At 57.4% G+C, this 18035-nt stretch carries 13 protein-coding genes, 2 tRNA genes and 4 rRNA genes; 4 read left to right on the top strand and 15 right to left on the bottom strand.

Going from position 1 to position 18035, the window contains the following annotated elements:
* Nucleotides 1–133: 133 nt before the first annotated feature.
* The 8 genes from ptsP to P9875_RS04615 all read right to left on the bottom strand — a co-directional run bounded on the left by ptsP (nt 134) and on the right by P9875_RS04615 (nt 7923).
* Nucleotides 134–1876: a phosphoenolpyruvate--protein phosphotransferase gene (gene ptsP / locus P9875_RS04650; protein WP_035828605.1), complete on the bottom strand. Its 1743-nt coding sequence runs from the start codon at nt 1874–1876 to the stop codon at nt 134–136.
* 44 nt (nt 1877–1920) lie between these two features.
* Nucleotides 1921–2190, bottom strand: coding sequence for an HPr family phosphocarrier protein (locus tag P9875_RS04645; RefSeq protein ID WP_278317700.1), 270 nt, complete (start codon nt 2188–2190; stop codon nt 1921–1923).
* Between the two features lie 92 nt (nt 2191–2282).
* Nucleotides 2283–2687 (bottom strand): PTS sugar transporter subunit IIA, encoded by a 405-nt coding sequence (locus P9875_RS04640; protein WP_035824452.1) that lies wholly within the window; start codon nt 2685–2687, stop codon nt 2283–2285.
* Nucleotides 2688–2701: 14 nt separating this feature from the next.
* Nucleotides 2702–3658: a glutathione synthase gene (gene gshB, locus P9875_RS04635; RefSeq protein ID WP_278317699.1), complete on the bottom strand. Its 957-nt coding sequence runs from the start codon at nt 3656–3658 to the stop codon at nt 2702–2704.
* Between the two features lie 97 nt (nt 3659–3755).
* A complete protein-coding gene (gshA, locus tag P9875_RS04630; protein ID WP_034784679.1) occupies nt 3756–5054 on the bottom strand; it encodes a glutamate--cysteine ligase in 1299 nt (432 codons plus the stop codon).
* A 204-nt stretch (nt 5055–5258) separates the two neighbouring features.
* On the bottom strand, nt 5259–6794 hold the full coding sequence (locus tag P9875_RS04625; protein ID WP_278317698.1) for an ammonium transporter: 1536 nt from the start codon (nt 6792–6794) through the stop codon (nt 5259–5261).
* Between the two features lie 11 nt (nt 6795–6805).
* Nucleotides 6806–7144 carry a P-II family nitrogen regulator gene (locus P9875_RS04620; protein WP_010393464.1) on the bottom strand — a complete coding sequence of 113 codons (339 nt, stop codon included), beginning with the start codon at nt 7142–7144 and terminating at the stop codon, nt 6806–6808.
* 11 nt (nt 7145–7155) lie between these two features.
* Nucleotides 7156–7923, bottom strand: a complete 768-nt coding sequence (locus P9875_RS04615; protein ID WP_278317697.1) for a TorF family putative porin — start codon at nt 7921–7923, stop codon at nt 7156–7158.
* Nucleotides 7924–8193: 270 nt separating this feature from the next.
* Here P9875_RS04615 and P9875_RS04610 point away from each other — a divergent pair, with 270 nt between their 5' ends.
* From P9875_RS04610 to P9875_RS04595, 4 genes are all read left to right on the top strand, one after another.
* Nucleotides 8194–8442 (top strand): accessory factor UbiK family protein, encoded by a 249-nt coding sequence (locus P9875_RS04610; protein ID WP_035824443.1) that lies wholly within the window; start codon nt 8194–8196, stop codon nt 8440–8442.
* A 114-nt stretch (nt 8443–8556) separates the two neighbouring features.
* Nucleotides 8557–10077, top strand: a complete 1521-nt coding sequence (locus P9875_RS04605) for a YifB family Mg chelatase-like AAA ATPase (protein ID WP_278317696.1) — start codon at nt 8557–8559, stop codon at nt 10075–10077.
* Nucleotides 10078–10141: 64 nt separating this feature from the next.
* A complete protein-coding gene (locus P9875_RS04600; RefSeq protein ID WP_278317695.1) occupies nt 10142–10687 on the top strand; it encodes a hypothetical protein in 546 nt (181 codons plus the stop codon).
* A 180-nt stretch (nt 10688–10867) separates the two neighbouring features.
* Nucleotides 10868–11212, top strand: a complete 345-nt coding sequence (locus tag P9875_RS04595) for a DUF1840 domain-containing protein (RefSeq protein ID WP_092716690.1) — start codon at nt 10868–10870, stop codon at nt 11210–11212.
* Between the two features lie 61 nt (nt 11213–11273).
* Here the strand turns inward: P9875_RS04595 and rrf (P9875_RS04590) are convergent.
* From rrf (P9875_RS04590) to P9875_RS04560, 7 genes are all read right to left on the bottom strand, one after another.
* Nucleotides 11274–11386, bottom strand: a 5S ribosomal RNA gene (gene rrf, locus P9875_RS04590).
* Between the two features lie 293 nt (nt 11387–11679).
* A 5S ribosomal RNA gene (gene rrf, locus P9875_RS04585) occupies nt 11680–11792 on the bottom strand.
* Between the two features lie 138 nt (nt 11793–11930).
* A 23S ribosomal RNA gene (locus P9875_RS04580) occupies nt 11931–14806 on the bottom strand.
* A 239-nt stretch (nt 14807–15045) separates the two neighbouring features.
* A tRNA-Ala gene (locus P9875_RS04575) sits at nt 15046–15121 on the bottom strand.
* Nucleotides 15122–15140: 19 nt separating this feature from the next.
* A tRNA-Ile gene (locus P9875_RS04570) sits at nt 15141–15217 on the bottom strand.
* Between the two features lie 98 nt (nt 15218–15315).
* Nucleotides 15316–16846 (bottom strand): 16S ribosomal RNA (locus P9875_RS04565).
* The 16S, 23S and 5S rRNA genes sit together here with 2 tRNA genes alongside, the layout of an rRNA operon.
* Before the next feature lie 371 nt (nt 16847–17217).
* Nucleotides 17218–17994 (bottom strand): enoyl-CoA hydratase, encoded by a 777-nt coding sequence (locus P9875_RS04560; RefSeq protein WP_035824438.1) that lies wholly within the window; start codon nt 17992–17994, stop codon nt 17218–17220.
* Nucleotides 17995–18035: the final 41 nt, after the last annotated feature.

The following is an 18035-nucleotide window of genomic DNA, read 5'->3' as shown; positions in this document are numbered from 1 at the left end:
TGTGTCGGTTTATAAAAGGGGGGCGGCCCCACGGGCCATGGTCGATGCAGCACCGCGATGATAGGTGCTGCAACTTTAGCATCAGGACACCTCTTGCCGCGCGCGAGGTGTCCTGCTGCTGATAGGTGACAGTTTACATGAGCTGCAACTGTTGTACGGCTTCCGCGATCACATTTGGTTCCATGGAACGCATAATTTTGCGCATTTGTGGCGCAATCAGGCCCAGGTCGCTGTTGAGGATCTCTTGTTTGACCGCCAGCAGTTGGGCCGGGTGCATGGAAAACTCGCGCAGCCCCATGCCCAGCAGCAAGCGCGTGAGCTTCACGTCACCCGCCATTTCACCACAGACGGCCACGTCGATGCCCGCCTTGTGGCCGGCGGCGATCGTCATGGAGATCAGTTGCAGCACGGCCGGGTGCAGCGGATTGTACAAATGCGCCACCTCATAGTCGACCCGGTCGATGGCCAGGGTGTACTGGATCAGGTCATTCGTGCCGATCGACAGGAAATCCATGCGCTTGACGAACATGGGCAAGGCCAGCGCGGCGGCGGGAATCTCGATCATGGCGCCCACTTCGACCTCGTCGTCGAACTTGACGCCCTCCTCGCGCAGGCTGGCCTTCGCTTGCGCGATCATGGCCAGCGACTGGTCGATCTCGAAGGCATGCGCCAGCATCGGGATCAGGATGCGCACCTTGCCGAAGGCGGAGGCGCGCAAAATCGCCCGCAGCTGCGTCAGGAACAATTGCGGCTCAGCCAGGCAGTAACGGATGGCGCGCAGGCCCAGCGCGGGATTCAAGGCCGTATGGTCGGCCTGGTCGAGCGGCTTGTCGGCGCCGATGTCGAGCGTGCGGATGGTCACCACGCGCCCTTTCATCGACTGCACCGTGTTGCGGTAAGCCTCGAATTGCTCGTCCTCGGTGGGAATCTTGTGGGCGCGGCCCATGAACAGGAATTCGGAGCGGAACAGGCCCACGCCGCTGGCGCCCGATTCCAGCGCAAACGCGCAATCCTCGGGCAGTTCGATATTCGCCAGCAGGGTGACGGGCGTGCCGCATTTGGTCACGGCCGGCGTCTTTTTCAGCTTGCCCAGCTTCTTGCGCGCGCGCTGCATGGCCGTCTGGCGCTCGCGGTACTGTTCCAGCACCAGGGCGCTAGGGTTGGCGATGACGACGCCGGCGTCGCCATCGATGATCAGCCAGTCGTCCTGGTCGATCAGCATCGACGCCTGCGACATGCCGACGGCGGCCGGGATATCCAGGCTGCGTGCGACGATGGCCGTGTGCGAGTTCTGCCCGCCCACGTCGGTGATGAAGCCGATGAAGGAGCGGTCGCGGAACTGCAGCATGTCGGCCGGCGAGATATCGTGGGCGACGACGATCATCTGCGCCACCAACTCATCCGCCGTGGCCGCTTTTGGCAGCAGCTGTTCCGTGCCCAGCAAGACCTTCAGCACGCGTTCGGCCACTTGCTGGATGTCGGCCTTGCGTTCGCGCAGATACGGGTCTTCGATTTCGTCGAACTGGGCCGACAATTCATCGATTTGCGTCAGCAGCGCCCATTCGGCGTTGTAGTGGCGCGAGCGGATGATGTCGAGCGGCGCTTCGGCGATCAGCGGATCCGACAGGATCAGCGCATGCACGTCGATGAAGGCGCCCAGTTCCGTGGGGGCGTCCTTCGGCAGCTCGTTCCACAGGGTCTGCAGTTCCTTGTGGACGGCGGCGATGGCGTTTTGCAAACGCTGGACTTCGGCTTCGATCTGTTCCTGGGCGACCAGGTAGTGTTTGACGTCAAGGGCGGCCGGCGCCAGCAGATGCGCGCGGCCAATGGCGATGCCGCGGGAGACCGGGATGCCGTGGAGCGTGAAAGATGCCATGGGGTGACCTGTCGGAATGCGGCTGCGGCTGCGTTCGGCGAGCATTACTCGCCTTCGCCAAACCTGTCATTAATCAGGGCGGTGAGCGCATCGACACATACCTGCTCATCATCGCCCTCGGCTTCCAGCGTCACTTTCGCGCCCTTGCCGGCGGCCAGCATCATCACGCCCATGATGGACTTGGCGTTGATGCGGCGCGCGTTGCGGGTCAGCCAGACGTCGCTCTTGAACTTGGCGGCGAGCTGGGTAAATTTGGCGGAGGCGCGTGCGTGCAGTCCCAGCTTGTTGATGATTTCGAGTTCTTTTTGAATCATTTTTGTATGGTCTCTATCCCTGAATGCACTGCATTGTTACCAGCCATTGCCTATAAAATCCGCCGCCTTCAGGGCGGCGGCCATGTCACTCTTTACTCGCCCACGCGAATGCGGTTATCGACGCGCACGGCGCCGCTTTGCGCACCGGCCAGCGCCATCTCCACCACCACGTCGAGCGTGTCGCGGCGATACGTGATGGCGCGCAGCAGCATCGGCAGGCTGATGCCGGCGATGACTTCCACGCGACCCGCATCGGCCAGCTTGTTGCAGCAGTTCGACGGCGTGCCGCCCTTCACGTCGGTAATCACCAGCACGCCGGAACCGTCGTCGAGGCGGCAGATGGCGTCCGACGCCAGCTTTTGCACTTCCGCCAGATCCTGGTCAGCGACGACGTCGATGGCTTCAAACCGTTCCGTTGGCCCCCGAAACACATGCGCGCAGGCGGCGATGAAGGCCTGTCCCAGCGGTGCATGTGTCATGAGCAAAATCCCTACCATAGTCATTTCACCTTCTAGCGCTGCTGCGCTTGCGCAACGCCATGCTCGACGGCGTCGACAAACATGGCCGCCACGTCAAAACCCGTCTGCTGCATGATTTCCTGGAAGCAGGTCGGGCTGGTGACATTGACTTCCGTCAGATAGTCGCCGATCACGTCCAATCCTACCAGCATCAGGCCGCGCGCGGCCAGGATCGGCCCAAGCTTTTCTGCGATTTCCAGGTCGCGCGCCGTCAATGGCTGCGCCACGCCCGTGCCGCCGGCGGCCAGGTTGCCGCGTACTTCGCCGGCCTGCGGAATGCGCGCCAGCGAAAACGGTACCGGCTTGCCGCCGATGACGAGGATGCGCTTGTCGCCCTTGTCGATGTCGGCGATAAAGCGCTGCGCCATGATGGTTTGCGCGCCGTTGTCCGTCAGCGTCTCGATGATGGCGCCCAGGTTCAGGCCATCGGCCTTGACGCGGAAGATGCCCGTGCCGCCCATGCCGTCGAGCGGCTTGAAGATGACGTCCTGGTGCTTGGCATGGAAGGCGCGCAGGCGCGCTTCGTTCGACGTCACCAGGGTCGGCGAAGTAAATTCGGAAAACTGGGCAATGGCCAGCTTTTCATTGTTGTCGCGGATGGCGGACGGCTTGTTGAAGACGCAAGCGCCCTGCTTTTCCGCCAGTTCCAGCAGATACGTGCCGTACACGTATTCCATGTCGAACGGCGGATCCTTGCGCTCGATGATGGCGTCCAGAGTCGACAGGCGCACTTCCTCGGTGGAGAGCACCTTGTACCAGTCGTGTTCGTCGCCGGTCAGCTCGATATGTTTTACCAATGCTGTGACGATGCCCTCTTCCAGCGCCATGTCTTTCTGTTCGAAGGCGTAGACGGCGTGGCCGCGTTTGGCCGCCTCGCGCATCATGGCGAAGGTGGAATCTTTGTAAGTCTTGAAGCCTGCCAGCGGGTCGGCAAGGAATGCAATTTTCATGGTGCGTCCAATCGGGGAGCCTGGATAAGGAATGCTTGATTCTAGCCGAGATCGCCAGGCGCGGTAGTCGCCGCGCCCGGCAAGCCTCCGTGGTGGATCAATACACCTCGGGATTCGGGTCCGTGCGCTCCATTTCCAGCGACGCGGCCAGCAAAGCCAGGCGCGCCACCACGCCGTACACATAGAAGCGGTTCGGCGCGGCAGTGCCCGGCTTGGCCTTCAAATCCGGCACGGCATGCTGCTGGGCAAACGCCAGCGGCACGTACTGCGAACCGGGCGCGTTCAGGTTCTGGTCCACGCCCCGTTCCGCATGCACGCGGTAAAAGCCGCCCACCACATAGCGGTCGATCATGTAGACGACGGGCTCGGCCACGGCATCCTTGATGCTTTCAAAGGTCGGCACGCCTTCCTGGATGATCACGTCGGTCACCAGCTGGCCATCCTTGACGATGGACATTTTTTCGCGCTGCTTGCGCGACAGGTCGCGCACTTCGCTGGCGTCGCGCACCGTCATGATGCCGGTGCCATACGTGCCCGCATCGGGCTTGACGATGACGAACGGCTTTTCCTTGATGCCGTATTCCTTGTATTTCTTGCGGATCTTGGCCAGCAGCACGTCGACGCTGGCGGCCAGCGCATCTTCGCCCTCGCCTTCCTGGAAGTTGACGTCGCTGCACTTGGCGTGGAAGGGATTGAGCATCCACGGATCGACATCGATCATCTTGCCGAATTTTTTCACCACTTCATCGTAGGCCGTGTAGTGGTTGCTCTTGCGACGCAAGGCCCAGCCCGCGTGCAAGGGCGGCAGCAGGCTTTGCTCATGAATATTTTGCAAGATATCGGGGATGCCGTCCGACAAGTCGTTATTCAGCAAGATCGTGCACGGGTCGAAATCCTTCAAGCCCAGGCGGCGGCCATTGTTCAGGCGCACGAGCGGCTCGATGACGAGCATGTTGCCATCTGGCAACGCCAACGGTGTCGGCTGGGTGATCTCGGGCGACCACGAGCCGAAGCGCACGTGCAGTCCCGTCTGGCGGAAGATCTGCATCAGGCGCGCCACGTTTTGCAGATACTGCGGCGTGGTGTTGTGCAATTCCGGCACGATCAGCAGGTTGCGGGCGTCCGGGCAATACTTGTCGATGGCGGCCATGGCCGCTTGCACGGACAGGGGCAGCATTTCCGTGGCCAGATTATGAAAACCGCCAGGGAACAGATTGGTATCGACGGGCGCCAGCTTGTAGCCGGCGTTGCGCAAGTCTACCGAGCAATAGAAGGGCGGCGTGTGCTCTTGCCACTCCATGCGAAACCAGCGCTCAATGGCCGGCGTCGCGGCCAGAATCTTTTTTTCGAGGTCGAGCAGCGGTCCGGTCAGGGCCGTGACGAGATGGGGAACCATAGTTACATCCTTAAATTATGTGCAGTATTCAAAAAAGCACACAGAACTGCCGACTATATTACCGTGTAAGTACCCCAAATCGGGGCAAAAGCCTTGTTTTAAAGACCTTTTACATTCCCACAACGAAAAAAAGGCGCCTCAATGAGGCGCCTTTTCCAACCGGACATGCCGCGCCGGGGCGCTGGCATGCCAGATGATTGCTATTTAACCATGATACGCTTGCTCGCCGTGGCTCGTGATATCGAGGCCTTCGCGCTCTTCTTCTTCCGGTACGCGCAGGCCGATGACGATGTCGACCAATTTATAGGCGATGACGGAGACCACGGCCGACCAGAGGATGGTGGTGCCGACCGCTTGCGCCTGCACCCACACCTGGTGGCCGATCGAGTACGGATCGGCCGACATCTTGTTGGTGACGTAGTCGAAAACGCCCTGGCCGCCCAGTTGTGGCGCAGCAAACACACCCGTCAGCAGGGCGCCGAGGATGCCGCCCACGCCATGCACGCCGAACACGTCGAGCGAATCGTCGGCGCCGATCAGGCGTTTCAGGCCATTCACGCCCCACAGGCAGACGACACCGGCCAGCAAGCCGATGACCAGGCCGCCCATCGGGCCGACAAAGCCGGCCGCCGGGGTGATCGCCACCAGGCCGGCCACGGCGCCCGATGCGCCACCGAGCATGGAAGGCTTGCCTTTGCTGATCCATTCGCCAAACACCCACGACAGGGTGGCGGCGGCAGTGGCCAGCAAGGTGTTGACGAAGGCCAGGGCAGCCACGTCGCCCGCTTCCAGCGAGGAACCGGCATTGAAGCCGAACCAGCCCACCCACAGCAGCGATGCGCCTATCATGGTCATCGTCAGCGAGTGCGGCGCCATCGATTCGCGGCCGTAGCCGACGCGTTTGCCGATCATGATGGCGCCCGCCAGGCCGGCAACAGCGGCGTTGATGTGCACCACGGTGCCGCCGGCGAAGTCCAGCGCGCCTTTTTGCCAGATCCAGCCAGCCTTCAGGGCTTCGCTGGCCGAGGTGGCGGCGTTGGTGATCAGGTCAGGACCGGTCCAGAACCACACCATATGGGCCGCTGGCAGGTAGGCGAACGTGAACCACAGCACGACGAAGGCCAGCACGGCGGAAAACTTGGCGCGCTCGGCAAAGGCGCCGACGATCAGTGCGCAGGTGATGGCGGCAAACGTGCCCTGGAAAGCAACGAAGACGAACTCGGGAATGACGACGCCCTTGCTGAAGGTGGCGGCGGCGGCAAACGTGCCCTTGGCCGGATCCCAGATGCCGTTCAGGAACAGGCGGTCGAAGCCACCGAAGAAGGCGGTTTTTTCCGTGAAGGCGATCGAGTAGCCGTAAATACACCACAGCACGATGACCAGCGCGAACACCATGAACACTTGCATCAGCACCGACAGCATGTTTTTCGAGCGCACCAGGCCGCCGTAGAACAGGGCCAGGCCGGGGATGGTCATCAAGATCACCAGCAAGGTGCTGATCATCATGAAACTGGTGTCGCCCTTGTTGGCGACGGGCGCGGCGGCTGGCGCGGCAGCGGCCGGAGCCGGCGCGGCGGCGGCAGGCGCTGCATCAGGCACCGGCGTGACGGCAGGGGCCGCGACGGCCGTAGTCGTGGCCGCCTCCGTCTTGGCGGGCGCATCGGCAAAGCTCGGCGTGGCAACGCCAAACGCACACAGACAGGCTATCCCGGCTAGCAATTTTGTTATATTTTTATGCATCAATATTCCCCTTAGAGCGCTTCGTTGCCGGTTTCACCGGTACGGATGCGGATGACCTGTTCCAGGTTGTAGACGAAAATCTTGCCATCACCGATTTTACCGGTACGCGCGGCGCCTTCGATCGCTTCGATGGCCTGGTCGACAATGGCGTCATCGACAGCCGCTTCAATCTTGGTTTTTGGCAAGAAATCAACGACATACTCGGCGCCACGGTAGAGTTCCGTGTGACCTTTCTGGCGGCCGAAACCTTTGACTTCCGTGACGGTAATGCCTTGCACATTGATAGCCGACAAAGCTTCGCGTACTTCGTCCAGTTTGAACGGTTTAATGATTGCGGTAATCATTTTCATGGCAGTCTCGCTTAAAAGGTTTTGGACACGGTCAGCACGAGACCGGATTTCGCCAGATTCTTGCCATTCGGTGCCAGCGACGTGATGTTGGCTTTGACGGCAGCCAGGGAAACGGTCGCCATGCCAAAGTCCTTGGTCACGCCGATCTTGTAATCGCTGTAGCTGAGGGAATCGTTGTGCTCGACTTTCTGACGGCCCATATGCAGGTTCAGCATGTAGCCATCATGCACCTCGACATTGGCGCCCACGTCCAGGTAGCCGCTGTTCTTGCTGTCGGCAACACCGAACAGATTGGTGGTCGAATGCGAGTATTTGATATACATCGGGCCGTAGCCGAGCTGGCCATACAGCTCGAAGGTATTGGCATTGGTGCTCAGGCCATTCGAGGGATAGAAATAGTACAGGCCGCCCACGTCATAGGTAAAATCCTTGCTGATCTCGCCCCGTTTGCCGCCGTAGATATCCCATTCCAGATCGGTATCGCCGCCACCATCCTTGATCCATTTGATGCTCGACAGCCAGGTGCCCACATACAGGCCCGTCGGGTTATGGGTATAGTCGGCACCGCCGCTGATGGCCGGGTTCAAGCGGCTTTGCGAAATGCCGCGGTAACGGTAGTCGCTGGTCAGCGCCACGTTGTAGCTCACCACGTTATCAGGCACGGCTTCGGCCGCAGCAGGCGCCGCCACTGCATCCTGGGCCATGGCGCTACCGCACACGGCGGTCATGGCCAGCGTCAACGCTGCAGCTAAAGTCATGTTCTTGGACAGATTCTTCATGGCGATTCCCTTTTATTGAACTTTTAAAGCGGTTGAGGTTTAAAATCTTGGCTGGAGATCACAAAGCGTTCATACCTTCTTTAGCAGAATACGTGCCAGCTCACTTGCCACCTTGACAGGTGCGTTTCCGGCCATACATACCCTGCAAGCCTGTCGGCATGCGGGTACGGGCTGCTGAAGCATTGTGAATTTGCCCAGTTTCGCACCAGATTAACGCCGCTGTGCACCGCAATGGTGCGATGCACAGGCCGCACCATAAAAGGACTGACCATGGACATGAATACCTTCTTTAACGACTTGCAAGGCAAGATCCATCAAGCCATCGAAAACTCGCCGGCCAAGGATATCGAGAAAAACGTGAAATCGATGATGACCCAGGGCTTCGCCCGCCTCGATCTGGTCACGCGCGAGGAATTCGATATCCAGGCGCAAGTGCTGGCCAAGACGCGCGCCAAGCTGGATGCACTGGAATTGCGCCTGATCGAACTGGAAACGCGCCTGAACGATCCCAAAGCCTGAACCGCTGCTGCATGCAGGGCGCCGTAATCGGCGGCCTTGCTGGCATACCTCAAGCCTGACGCCGTTTCAAGCGCTAGACTGATACTGCCCGCGCCCGCGCTACAGGGGAGTCTGATGAGTCTGGCAGTCCTTAAAAGCCGCGCCCTGTCCGGCATGGAGGCGCCCGAGGTAAGTGTCGAAGTCCACCTTGCCAATGGTTTGCCGTCCTTTACGATTGTCGGCCTGCCGGATACGGAAGTAAAAGAATCGCGCGACCGCGTGCGTGCCGCGTTGCAAAACTGCGGCTTTGAGATGCCGGCGCGGCGCATCACGGCCAATCTGGCGCCGGCCGACCTGCCCAAGGAATCGGGCCGCTTCGACCTGCCCATTGCGCTGGGCATCCTGGCCGCCTCCGGCCAGTTGCCGGGCGACCAATTACACCACTATGAATTCGCGGGTGAACTGTCGCTGTCGGGACAACTACGTCCCATCCGTGGCGCGCTGGCCATGACCTTTGCCATGCAGCGCAGCCAGTCGGGCGCACCACGCGCCTTCATCCTGCCGCGGGCAAACGCGGACGAGGCCGCTCTCGTCAACGATGCCTGCATCTATCCCGCCCACAGCCTGCTCGAGGTCTGCGCGCATTTTGCTGCGCACGCCAGCCAGACGGCCTTGCAACGCCACCAGCCCGTGCTGGCGGCGCACGCTTTTCCCTATCCCGACTTTGCCGATGTGCAAGGGCAGCAGCAAGCGCGACGGGCGCTGGAAGTGGCGGCGGCAGGCGGCCATAACGTCCTGATGATTGGCCCTCCAGGCGCAGGCAAGACCATGCTGGCCAGCCGCTTCCCCGGCGTGCTGCCGCCCATGAGCGATGAAGAGGCGCTGGAATCGGCTGCCGTGCATTCGCTGGGCGGCCACTTCAAGGTGGAGCACTGGAAACGGCGCCCCTATCGCGCGCCGCATCAGACGGCGTCCGGCGTAGCCCTGGTGGGCGGCGGCAACGTGCCGCGGCCTGGCGAAATCTCGCTGGCCCACTGCGGCGTGCTGTTTCTCGACGAAATTGCCGAATTCCAGCGCCGGGTGCTCGATGTCTTGCGCCAGCCCATGGAATCGGGTGTGATCAGCATTTCACGGGCGGCCCGCCAGGCCGAGTTTCCCGCCCGTTTTCAATTGATCGCCGCCATGAATCCCTGCCCGTGCGGCTATCTGGGCCACGCTTCCGGCCGTTGCCGCTGCACGCCAGACGCCGTGCTCCGTTATCACAATCGCCTGTCCGGCCCGCTGCTCGACCGTATCGACCTGCAAATTGAAGTGGCCGCCATGCCGCCCGCGGCGCTGGGGCGGCGTGCCGGCGCCGGCGAAAGCACGCAAGCCATCGCCACGCGGGTAGCGGCAGCCTATGCCCTGCAGCTGGCACGCCAGGGAAAAACGAACCAGCGGCTGAGCAACACGGAAATCGAACAGCATTGTCGGCTGGAAACGCATGGCGAACAGTTGCTGCATGGCGCCATGACGCGATTGCACTGGTCCGCGCGCACTTACCACCGGGTATTGCGCGTGGCGCGCAGCATCGCGGACCTGGCGGGTAGCCCGGCCATCACACCGCCACATGTCGCCGAAGCGATCCAGTACCGGCGCGTGCTGCGTGAAATATAAGGCGGCCGGTGCCCGCCACACGTGCGCGATTGCGCGTGAGTGGCGGCGCTGCTACCATCTGCTGATGAAAAAAACATCACTTGCCCTCTTCCTGGCGACGCTCGCGGCTGCCAGCATCCTGTCCGCCTGCAGTCCGAAATTCGACTGGCGCGACTATCGCAGCCCCGACGCCCAGTTCACGGCCTTGTTTCCAGGCAAGCCGGCCGTGCTGACACGCGAGATCGATCTCGATGGCAAGAAAGTCAGCCTGACCATGACGGCCAGCGAGGTCGATGGCAATACCTTCGCCATCGGCAGCGGCGTGCTCGACAGTGCGGAACAGGCGCAAGCGGCCCTGCCCGCCATGCAGACGGCCCTGTTGAAAAACATCAACGGTACCGTGCGCAGCGAAAAATCGGCATCGGCGGCCAGCAGCACGACAGCCGGAACACACCAGCGCAGCTCGCTGAGCATCGAAGCGACGGGGATGCAGCAAGGCAAGCCCGTCTTGCTGGTCGGGCGTTTTGTGGCACAGGACAAACGCATCTTCCAGATCATCATTCTCGGCGAAGAAAGCAAGCTGTCGCGTGACACCATCGACACCTTCATGGACTCGGTGAAACTGGATTGAGACTTAACGCTCGCTTAAACGGGTGTGGTCGCGGTAAGCAAGCTCTTGTAAATGCGTGCGTTGTCCAACAGATGGACCTATCCGGCTTGCAAATGTGCAATCCGGGCAATCGGACGGCCTGTGCGACATTTCAAGTCGTGATATTGTTTCGACACTAACAACAAGTTTCAGAAAGCGCTTATGTTGATCTCATTCAAATCCAAATCCTCCCCAGAAGTGCTGATGTACCAGGAACATGCCCAGCGCATCCTCGACATCCTGCACAAAAACCCCACGCGCGGCGTCATCACGCCTGCCGAAGCGGGCGATGCCCTGGCCCTGCTGGAAAAAGAAGTCGCGGAAAGCAAATTGCATCCGGAAAATGACATCGAACACGATGTGCATACCCCGGAAACCCTGGAAGATGGCGAAACGGGTGCCCATGCGCGCGCGCAAAAAGTGCATTTTTCGCAGCGCGCCTACCCTTTGATGGAAATGCTGCGCTCGGCCAAGGCGGAAAATGAAAGCATCACCTGGGGCATCTGATCCGATGAATGCTGCAGACGAAAAAAAACCCCGCACCTAGCGGGGTTTTTTTATATAACAAGCCTGACGATAACCTACTTTCACACTGGTTGCAGCACTATCATCGGCGCAAAGTTGTTTCACGGTCCTGTTCGGGATGGGAAGGGGTGGGACCAACTTGCTATGGTCATCAGGCATAACTTTTTCAACAGCCTGCTCCCAACGGGGCAGCAAACCATCTGATCTGAGGAGGCGAATTATACCCCAGGTCGGCTTGACGCACAAGCGCGTAAGCCGGCATCACCATGAATGCCAACAATGTTGTCGGATTACGCTACGCTAATCCGACCTACCGGACTTTACATGACCGTAGGTCGGCTTAGCGCGCAGCGCGTAAGCCGACAAGCACCACCAGCGTCAAACAAAACCACCAGACGAAAAAAAACCCCACCATTGCTGGCGGGGTTTTTCTCTACTGCGAATAACAAGCCTGACGATAACCTACTTTCACACTGGTTGCAGCACTATCATCGGCGCAAAGTTGTTTCACGGTCCTGTTCGGGATGGGAAGGGGTGGGACCAACTTGCTATGGTCATCAGGCATAACTTGTACTGGCATTTGTCCTCAATGGAGCGACAAAGCCTGAATCTGGAAGAAGCAAAGATTGGGGTAATGAATAGTAGTATCAACACACACGCAACGTTGTACCGTCTTATCCTCTGTACCTGCTAAGGTTATAGGGACAAGCCGTACGGGCAATTAGTACTGGTTAGCTTAATGCATTACTGCACTTCCACACCCAGCCTATCAACGTCCTGGTCTCGAACGACCCTTCAAAGAGCTCAAGGCTCTGGGAAATCTCATCTCAAGGCAAGTTTCCCGCTTAGATGCTTTCAGCGGTTATCTCTTCCGAACTTAGCTACCCGGCAATGCCACTGGCGTGACAACCGGTACACCAGAGGTTCGTCCACTCCGGTCCTCTCGTACTAGGAGCAGCCCCCTTCAAATTTCCAACGCCCACGGCAGATAGGGACCAAACTGTCTCACGACGTTTTAAACCCAGCTCACGTACCACTTTAAATGGCGAACAGCCATACCCTTGGGACCGGCTACAGCCCCAGGATGTGATGAGCCGACATCGAGGTGCCAAACTCCCCCGTCGATATGAACTCTTGGGAGGAATCAGCCTGTTATCCCCAGAGTACCTTTTATCCGTTGAGCGATGGCCCTTCCATACAGAACCACCGGATCACTATGTCCTACTTTCGTACCTGCTCGACTTGTCAGTCTCGCAGTTAAGCACGCTTATGCCATTGCACTATCAACACGATGTCCGACCGTATCTAGCGTACCTTCGAACTCCTCCGTTACACTTTAGGAGGAGACCGCCCCAGTCAAACTGCCTACCATGCACTGTCCCCGATCCGGATAACGGACCAAGGTTAGAACCTCAAACAAACCAGGGTGGTATTTCAAGGTTGGCTCCACGAGAACTAGCGTCCCCGCTTCAAAGCCTCCCACCTATCCTACACAGATTGGTTCAAAGTCCAATGCAAAGCTACAGTAAAGGTTCATGGGGTCTTTCCGTCTAGCCGCGGGTAGATTGCATCATCACAAACATTTCAACTTCGCTGAGTCTCGGGAGGAGACAGTGTGGCCATCGTTACGCCATTCGTGCAGGTCGGAACTTACCCGACAAGGAATTTCGCTACCTTAGGACCGTTATAGTTACGGCCGCCGTTTACTGGGACTTCAATCAAGAGCTTGCACCCCATCATTTAATCTTCCAGCACCGGGCAGGCGTCACACCCTATACGTCCACTTTCGTGTTTGCAGAGTGCTGTGTTTTTATTAAACAGTCGCAGCCACCAGTTTATTGCAACCCTTTCACCCTCATGGAGTAAACCAATCAAGCTACCGGGGCGTACCTTTTCCCGAAGTTACGGTACCAATTTGCCGAGTTCCTTCTCCCGAGTTCTCTCAAGCGCCTTAGAATACTCATCTCGCCCACCTGTGTCGGTTTGCGGTACGGTCTCGTATGACTGAAGCTTAGAGGCTTTTCTTGGAACCACTTCCGATTGCTTCGTGAATAAATTCACTCGTCCCATCCCCTTGAATTCCGCGCCCGGATTTGCCTAAGCGCCTTCTATGAGACAGAAACTGACTATTCCAACAGTCAGACAACCTTCCGCGATCCGTCCCCCCATCGCATCATACGACGGTGCAGGAATATTAACCTGCTTCCCATCAGCTACGCATCTCTGCCTCGCCTTAGGGGCCGACTCACCCTGCTCCGATGAACGTTGAACAGGAAACCTTGGGCTTACGGCGTGGAGGCTTTTCACCCCCATTATCGCTACTCATGTCAGCATTCGCACTTCTGATACCTCCAGCATCCTTTACAAGACACCTTCGCAGGCTTACAGAACGCTCTCCTACCATATCCAATAAAGGATATCCGCAGCTTCGGTGACTGGCTTAGCCCCGTTACATCTTCCGCGCAGGACGACTCGATCAGTGAGCTATTACGCTTTCTTTAAATGATGGCTGCTTCTAAGCCAACATCCTGACTGTTTTAGCCTTCCCACTTCGTTTTCCACTTAGCCAATCTTTGGGACCTTAGCTGGCGGTCTGGGTTGTTTCCCTCTTGACGCCGGACGTTAGCACCCGACGTCTGTCTCCCAAGCTCGCACTCATCGGTATTCGGAGTTTGCAATGGTTTGGTAAGTCGCAATGACCCCCTAGCCATAACAGTGCTCTACCCCCGATGGTGATACTTGAGGCACTACCTAAATAGTTTTCGGAGAGAACCAGCTATTTCCAAGTTTGTTTAGCCTTTCACCCCTACCCACAGCTCATCCCCTAATTTTTCAACATTAGTGGGTTCGGACCTCCAGGGCGTGTTACCGCACCTTCATCCTGGCCATGAGTAGATCACTTGGTTTCGGGTCTACACCCAGCGACTGATCGCCCTATTCGGACTCGATTTCTCTACGGCTTCCCTATATGGTTAACCTTGCCACTGAATGTAAGTCGCTGACCCATTATACAAAAGGTACGCAGTCACGGAACAAGTCCGCTCCTACTGTTTGTATGCACACGGTTTCAGGATCTATTTCACTCCCCTTCCGGGGTTCTTTTCGCCTTTCCCTCACGGTACTGGTTCACTATCGGTCGATTACGAGTATTTAGCCTTGGAGGATGGTCCCCCCATATTCAGACAGGATGTCACGTGTCCCGCCCTACTTGTCGTACGCTTAGTATCACCGGTCTGATTTCGAATACGGGACTATCACCCGCTACGGTTCCTATTTCCAGAGGATTCTTCTATCAGTCCGACTATCACGTACAGGCTCTTCCCATTTCGCTCGCCGCTACTTTGGGAATCTCGGTTGATTTCTTTTCCTGCAGCTACTTAGATGTTTCAGTTCGCCGCGTTCGCCTTGCATACCTATGTATTCAGTATGCAATACCCTAAAAGGGTGGGTTGCCCCATTCGGAAATCTGCGGATCAAAGTGTGTTTGCTCACTCCCCGCAGCTTATCGCAAGCTACTACGTCCTTCATCGCCTGTAATCGCCAAGGCATCCACCATGTGCACTTATTCGCTTGTCCCTATAACGTTAGCCTCTTCATTCTTTCAAACGAAAAGAGCGCTACAGGGATAAGAAAGTACAACGTTGTTGCTTGTTTGTTGATACATACAATCATTACCCATCGATTCGCTTTTTACGGCAAACCGATCAATAAATAATCTTTACTTCTTCCAGATTGTTAAAGAACGAAACAGCTTTGATCGCTAAAAGATCAAATCTAAACCCAGAGGCTTACATTTGCACTTTCGAGTAAAACTTTGGTGGAGGATGACGGGATCGAACCGACGACCCCCTGCTTGCAAAGCAGGTGCTCTCCCAGCTGAGCTAATCCCCCTGAGATTTTACTAATTAGCTGGTAGGGCTGGTTGGACTCGAACCAACGACCCCCGCGTTATCAACACGGTGCTCTAACCAGCTGAGCTACAGCCCCAACGCGGAACTACTACGACTACTGTTTCTTCTTCATTTAACAGCCGATAAGTGTGAACATTTGATGCGTGAATCATTTCTGATTCGTGCAAACTCTAGAAAGGAGGTGATCCAGCCGCACCTTCCGATACGGCTACCTTGTTACGACTTCACCCCAGTCACGAATCCTACCGTGGTAAGCGCCCTCCTTACGGTTAAGCTACCTACTTCTGGTAAAACCCGCTCCCATGGTGTGACGGGCGGTGTGTACAAGACCCGGGAACGTATTCACCGCGACATGCTGATCCGCGATTACTAGCGATTCCAACTTCATGCAGTCGAGTTGCAGACTACAATCCGGACTACGATACACTTTCTGCGATTAGCTCCCCCTCGCGGGTTGGCGGCGCTCTGTATGTACCATTGTATGACGTGTGAAGCCCTACCCATAAGGGCCATGAGGACTTGACGTCATCCCCACCTTCCTCCGGTTTGTCACCGGCAGTCTCATTAGAGTGCCCTTTCGTAGCAACTAATGACAAGGGTTGCGCTCGTTGCGGGACTTAACCCAACATCTCACGACACGAGCTGACGACAGCCATGCAGCACCTGTGTACTGGTTCTCTTTCGAGCACTCCTCAATCTCTCGAGGATTCCAGCCATGTCAAGGGTAGGTAAGGTTTTTCGCGTTGCATCGAATTAATCCACATCATCCACCGCTTGTGCGGGTCCCCGTCAATTCCTTTGAGTTTTAATCTTGCGACCGTACTCCCCAGGCGGTCTACTTCACGCGTTAGCTGCGTTACCAAGTCAATTAAGACCCGACAACTAGTAGACATCGTTTAGGGCGTGGACTACCAGGGTATCTAATCCTGTTTGCTCCCCACGCTTTCGTGCATGAGCGTCAATCTTGACCCAGGGGGCTGCCTTCGCCATCGGTGTTCCTCCACATATCTACGCATTTCACTGCTACACGTGGAATTCTACCCCCCTCTGCCAGATTCTAGCCTTGCAGTCTCCAATGCAATTCCCAGGTTGAGCCCGGGGATTTCACATCAGACTTACAAAACCGCCTGCGCACGCTTTACGCCCAGTAATTCCGATTAACGCTTGCACCCTACGTATTACCGCGGCTGCTGGCACGTAGTTAGCCGGTGCTTATTCTTCAGGTACCGTCATTAGCAAGAGATATTAGCTCTCACCGTTTCTTCCCTGACAAAAGAGCTTTACAACCCGAAGGCCTTCTTCACTCACGCGGCATTGCTGGATCAGGCTTTCGCCCATTGTCCAAAATTCCCCACTGCTGCCTCCCGTAGGAGTCTGGACCGTGTCTCAGTTCCAGTGTGGCTGGTCGTCCTCTCAGACCAGCTACTGATCGATGCCTTGGTAGGCTTTTACCCTACCAACTAGCTAATCAGATATCGGCCGCTCCACGAGCATGAGGTCTTGCGATCCCCCACTTTCATCCTTAGATCGTATGCGGTATTAGCGTAACTTTCGCTACGTTATCCCCCACTCCAGGGTACGTTCCGATATATTACTCACCCGTTCGCCACTCGCCACCAGAGCAAGCTCCGTGCTGCCGTTCGACTTGCATGTGTAAGGCATGCCGCCAGCGTTCAATCTGAGCCAGGATCAAACTCTTCAGTTTAATCTCTGTTACTTTGCCGTCTTACCGGCACCGTCATTGCTGACGGGTCGCTCACTCAAAAAACTGACAGGCTACTTCCGAAGAAGTATCCTATTTCATTATTTCTTGTGAACATTTGATATTTTAAGTTTTACGCCAATCCGAAGATTGACGCTGCACTTACATCAAATGCCCACACTTATCGACTGTTAATTGTTAAAGAACTGTATTCGGTACTGCTTTCGCGCTATCGACAAAGCGTTGTGTTTGCCAGCTGCGAAGAAGGAAGAGTATGAAGCGTTTGCAGCATTTCGTCAACCTTCTTTTTCTCCCCGCTTTTACTCTGCAACACCATGTTTTGTGTGCGTCGTTTTGCGAGGAGGCGAATCATATCAAAGACCGTCGAAGTTTGGCAAGCGCTTTTCCAGGAAAGCGTGCATGCCTTCTTTTTGTGCAGGCGTACCGAAGGCGGCCTGGAACAGACGGCGCTCGTAGGCGACGCCATCGGTCAAGGTGGTTTCAAAGGCACGGTTGACGCAATCCTTGATCATCATGGCCACCGAGGTCGGCATGGCGGCAATGGTCCTGGCGGCAGCCAGGGTTTCTTCCAGCAATTTATCGGCCGGCACCACGCGCGACACGAGGCCGATGCGTTCCGCCTCGGCGGCGTCAATGGTGCGCGCCGTCAGCAGCAGATCCATGGCCTTGGCCTTGCCGATGGCGCGCGGCAGACGCTGCGTGCCGCCCGCGCCTGGCGTGACGCCGACCTTGATTTCCGGCTGGCCGAATTTGGCGCTGTCGGCGGCGATCAGGAAATCGCACATCATGGCCAGTTCGCAACCGCCACCAAGCGCATAGCCGGCCACCGCGCCCACCACGGGTTTGCGCACGCGCAAGATATGCTCCCAGTTGCGGCTGATGTAGCCTTGGGTAAAGGTGTCCGGATAGGTGTAATCGGCCATGGCCGCGATATCGGCGCCGGCGGCAAATGCTTTTTCGCTGCCAGTGAGCACGATACAGCCGATATTCTCGTCCGCATCAAACTTCAGCAAGGCGTCGCCCAGCTCATTCATCATGTTGTCGTTCAAGGCATTGAGCGCCTTGGGGCGGTTCAGGCGGATGACCGCCACTTTGTCCTGGATGTCGATGATCAGGTCTTCGTATTGCATAGTGTCTCCTCTCGATGAACGGTGCAACGATTGTAGCGGCT

The organism is Janthinobacterium rivuli (genome assembly GCF_029690045.1).
Classification (GTDB): Bacteria; Pseudomonadota; Gammaproteobacteria; order Burkholderiales; family Burkholderiaceae_D; genus Janthinobacterium; species Janthinobacterium rivuli.
The sequence above is the reverse complement of the archived record's forward strand: the minus strand, read 5'-3'. Positions and strand labels throughout refer to the sequence as shown.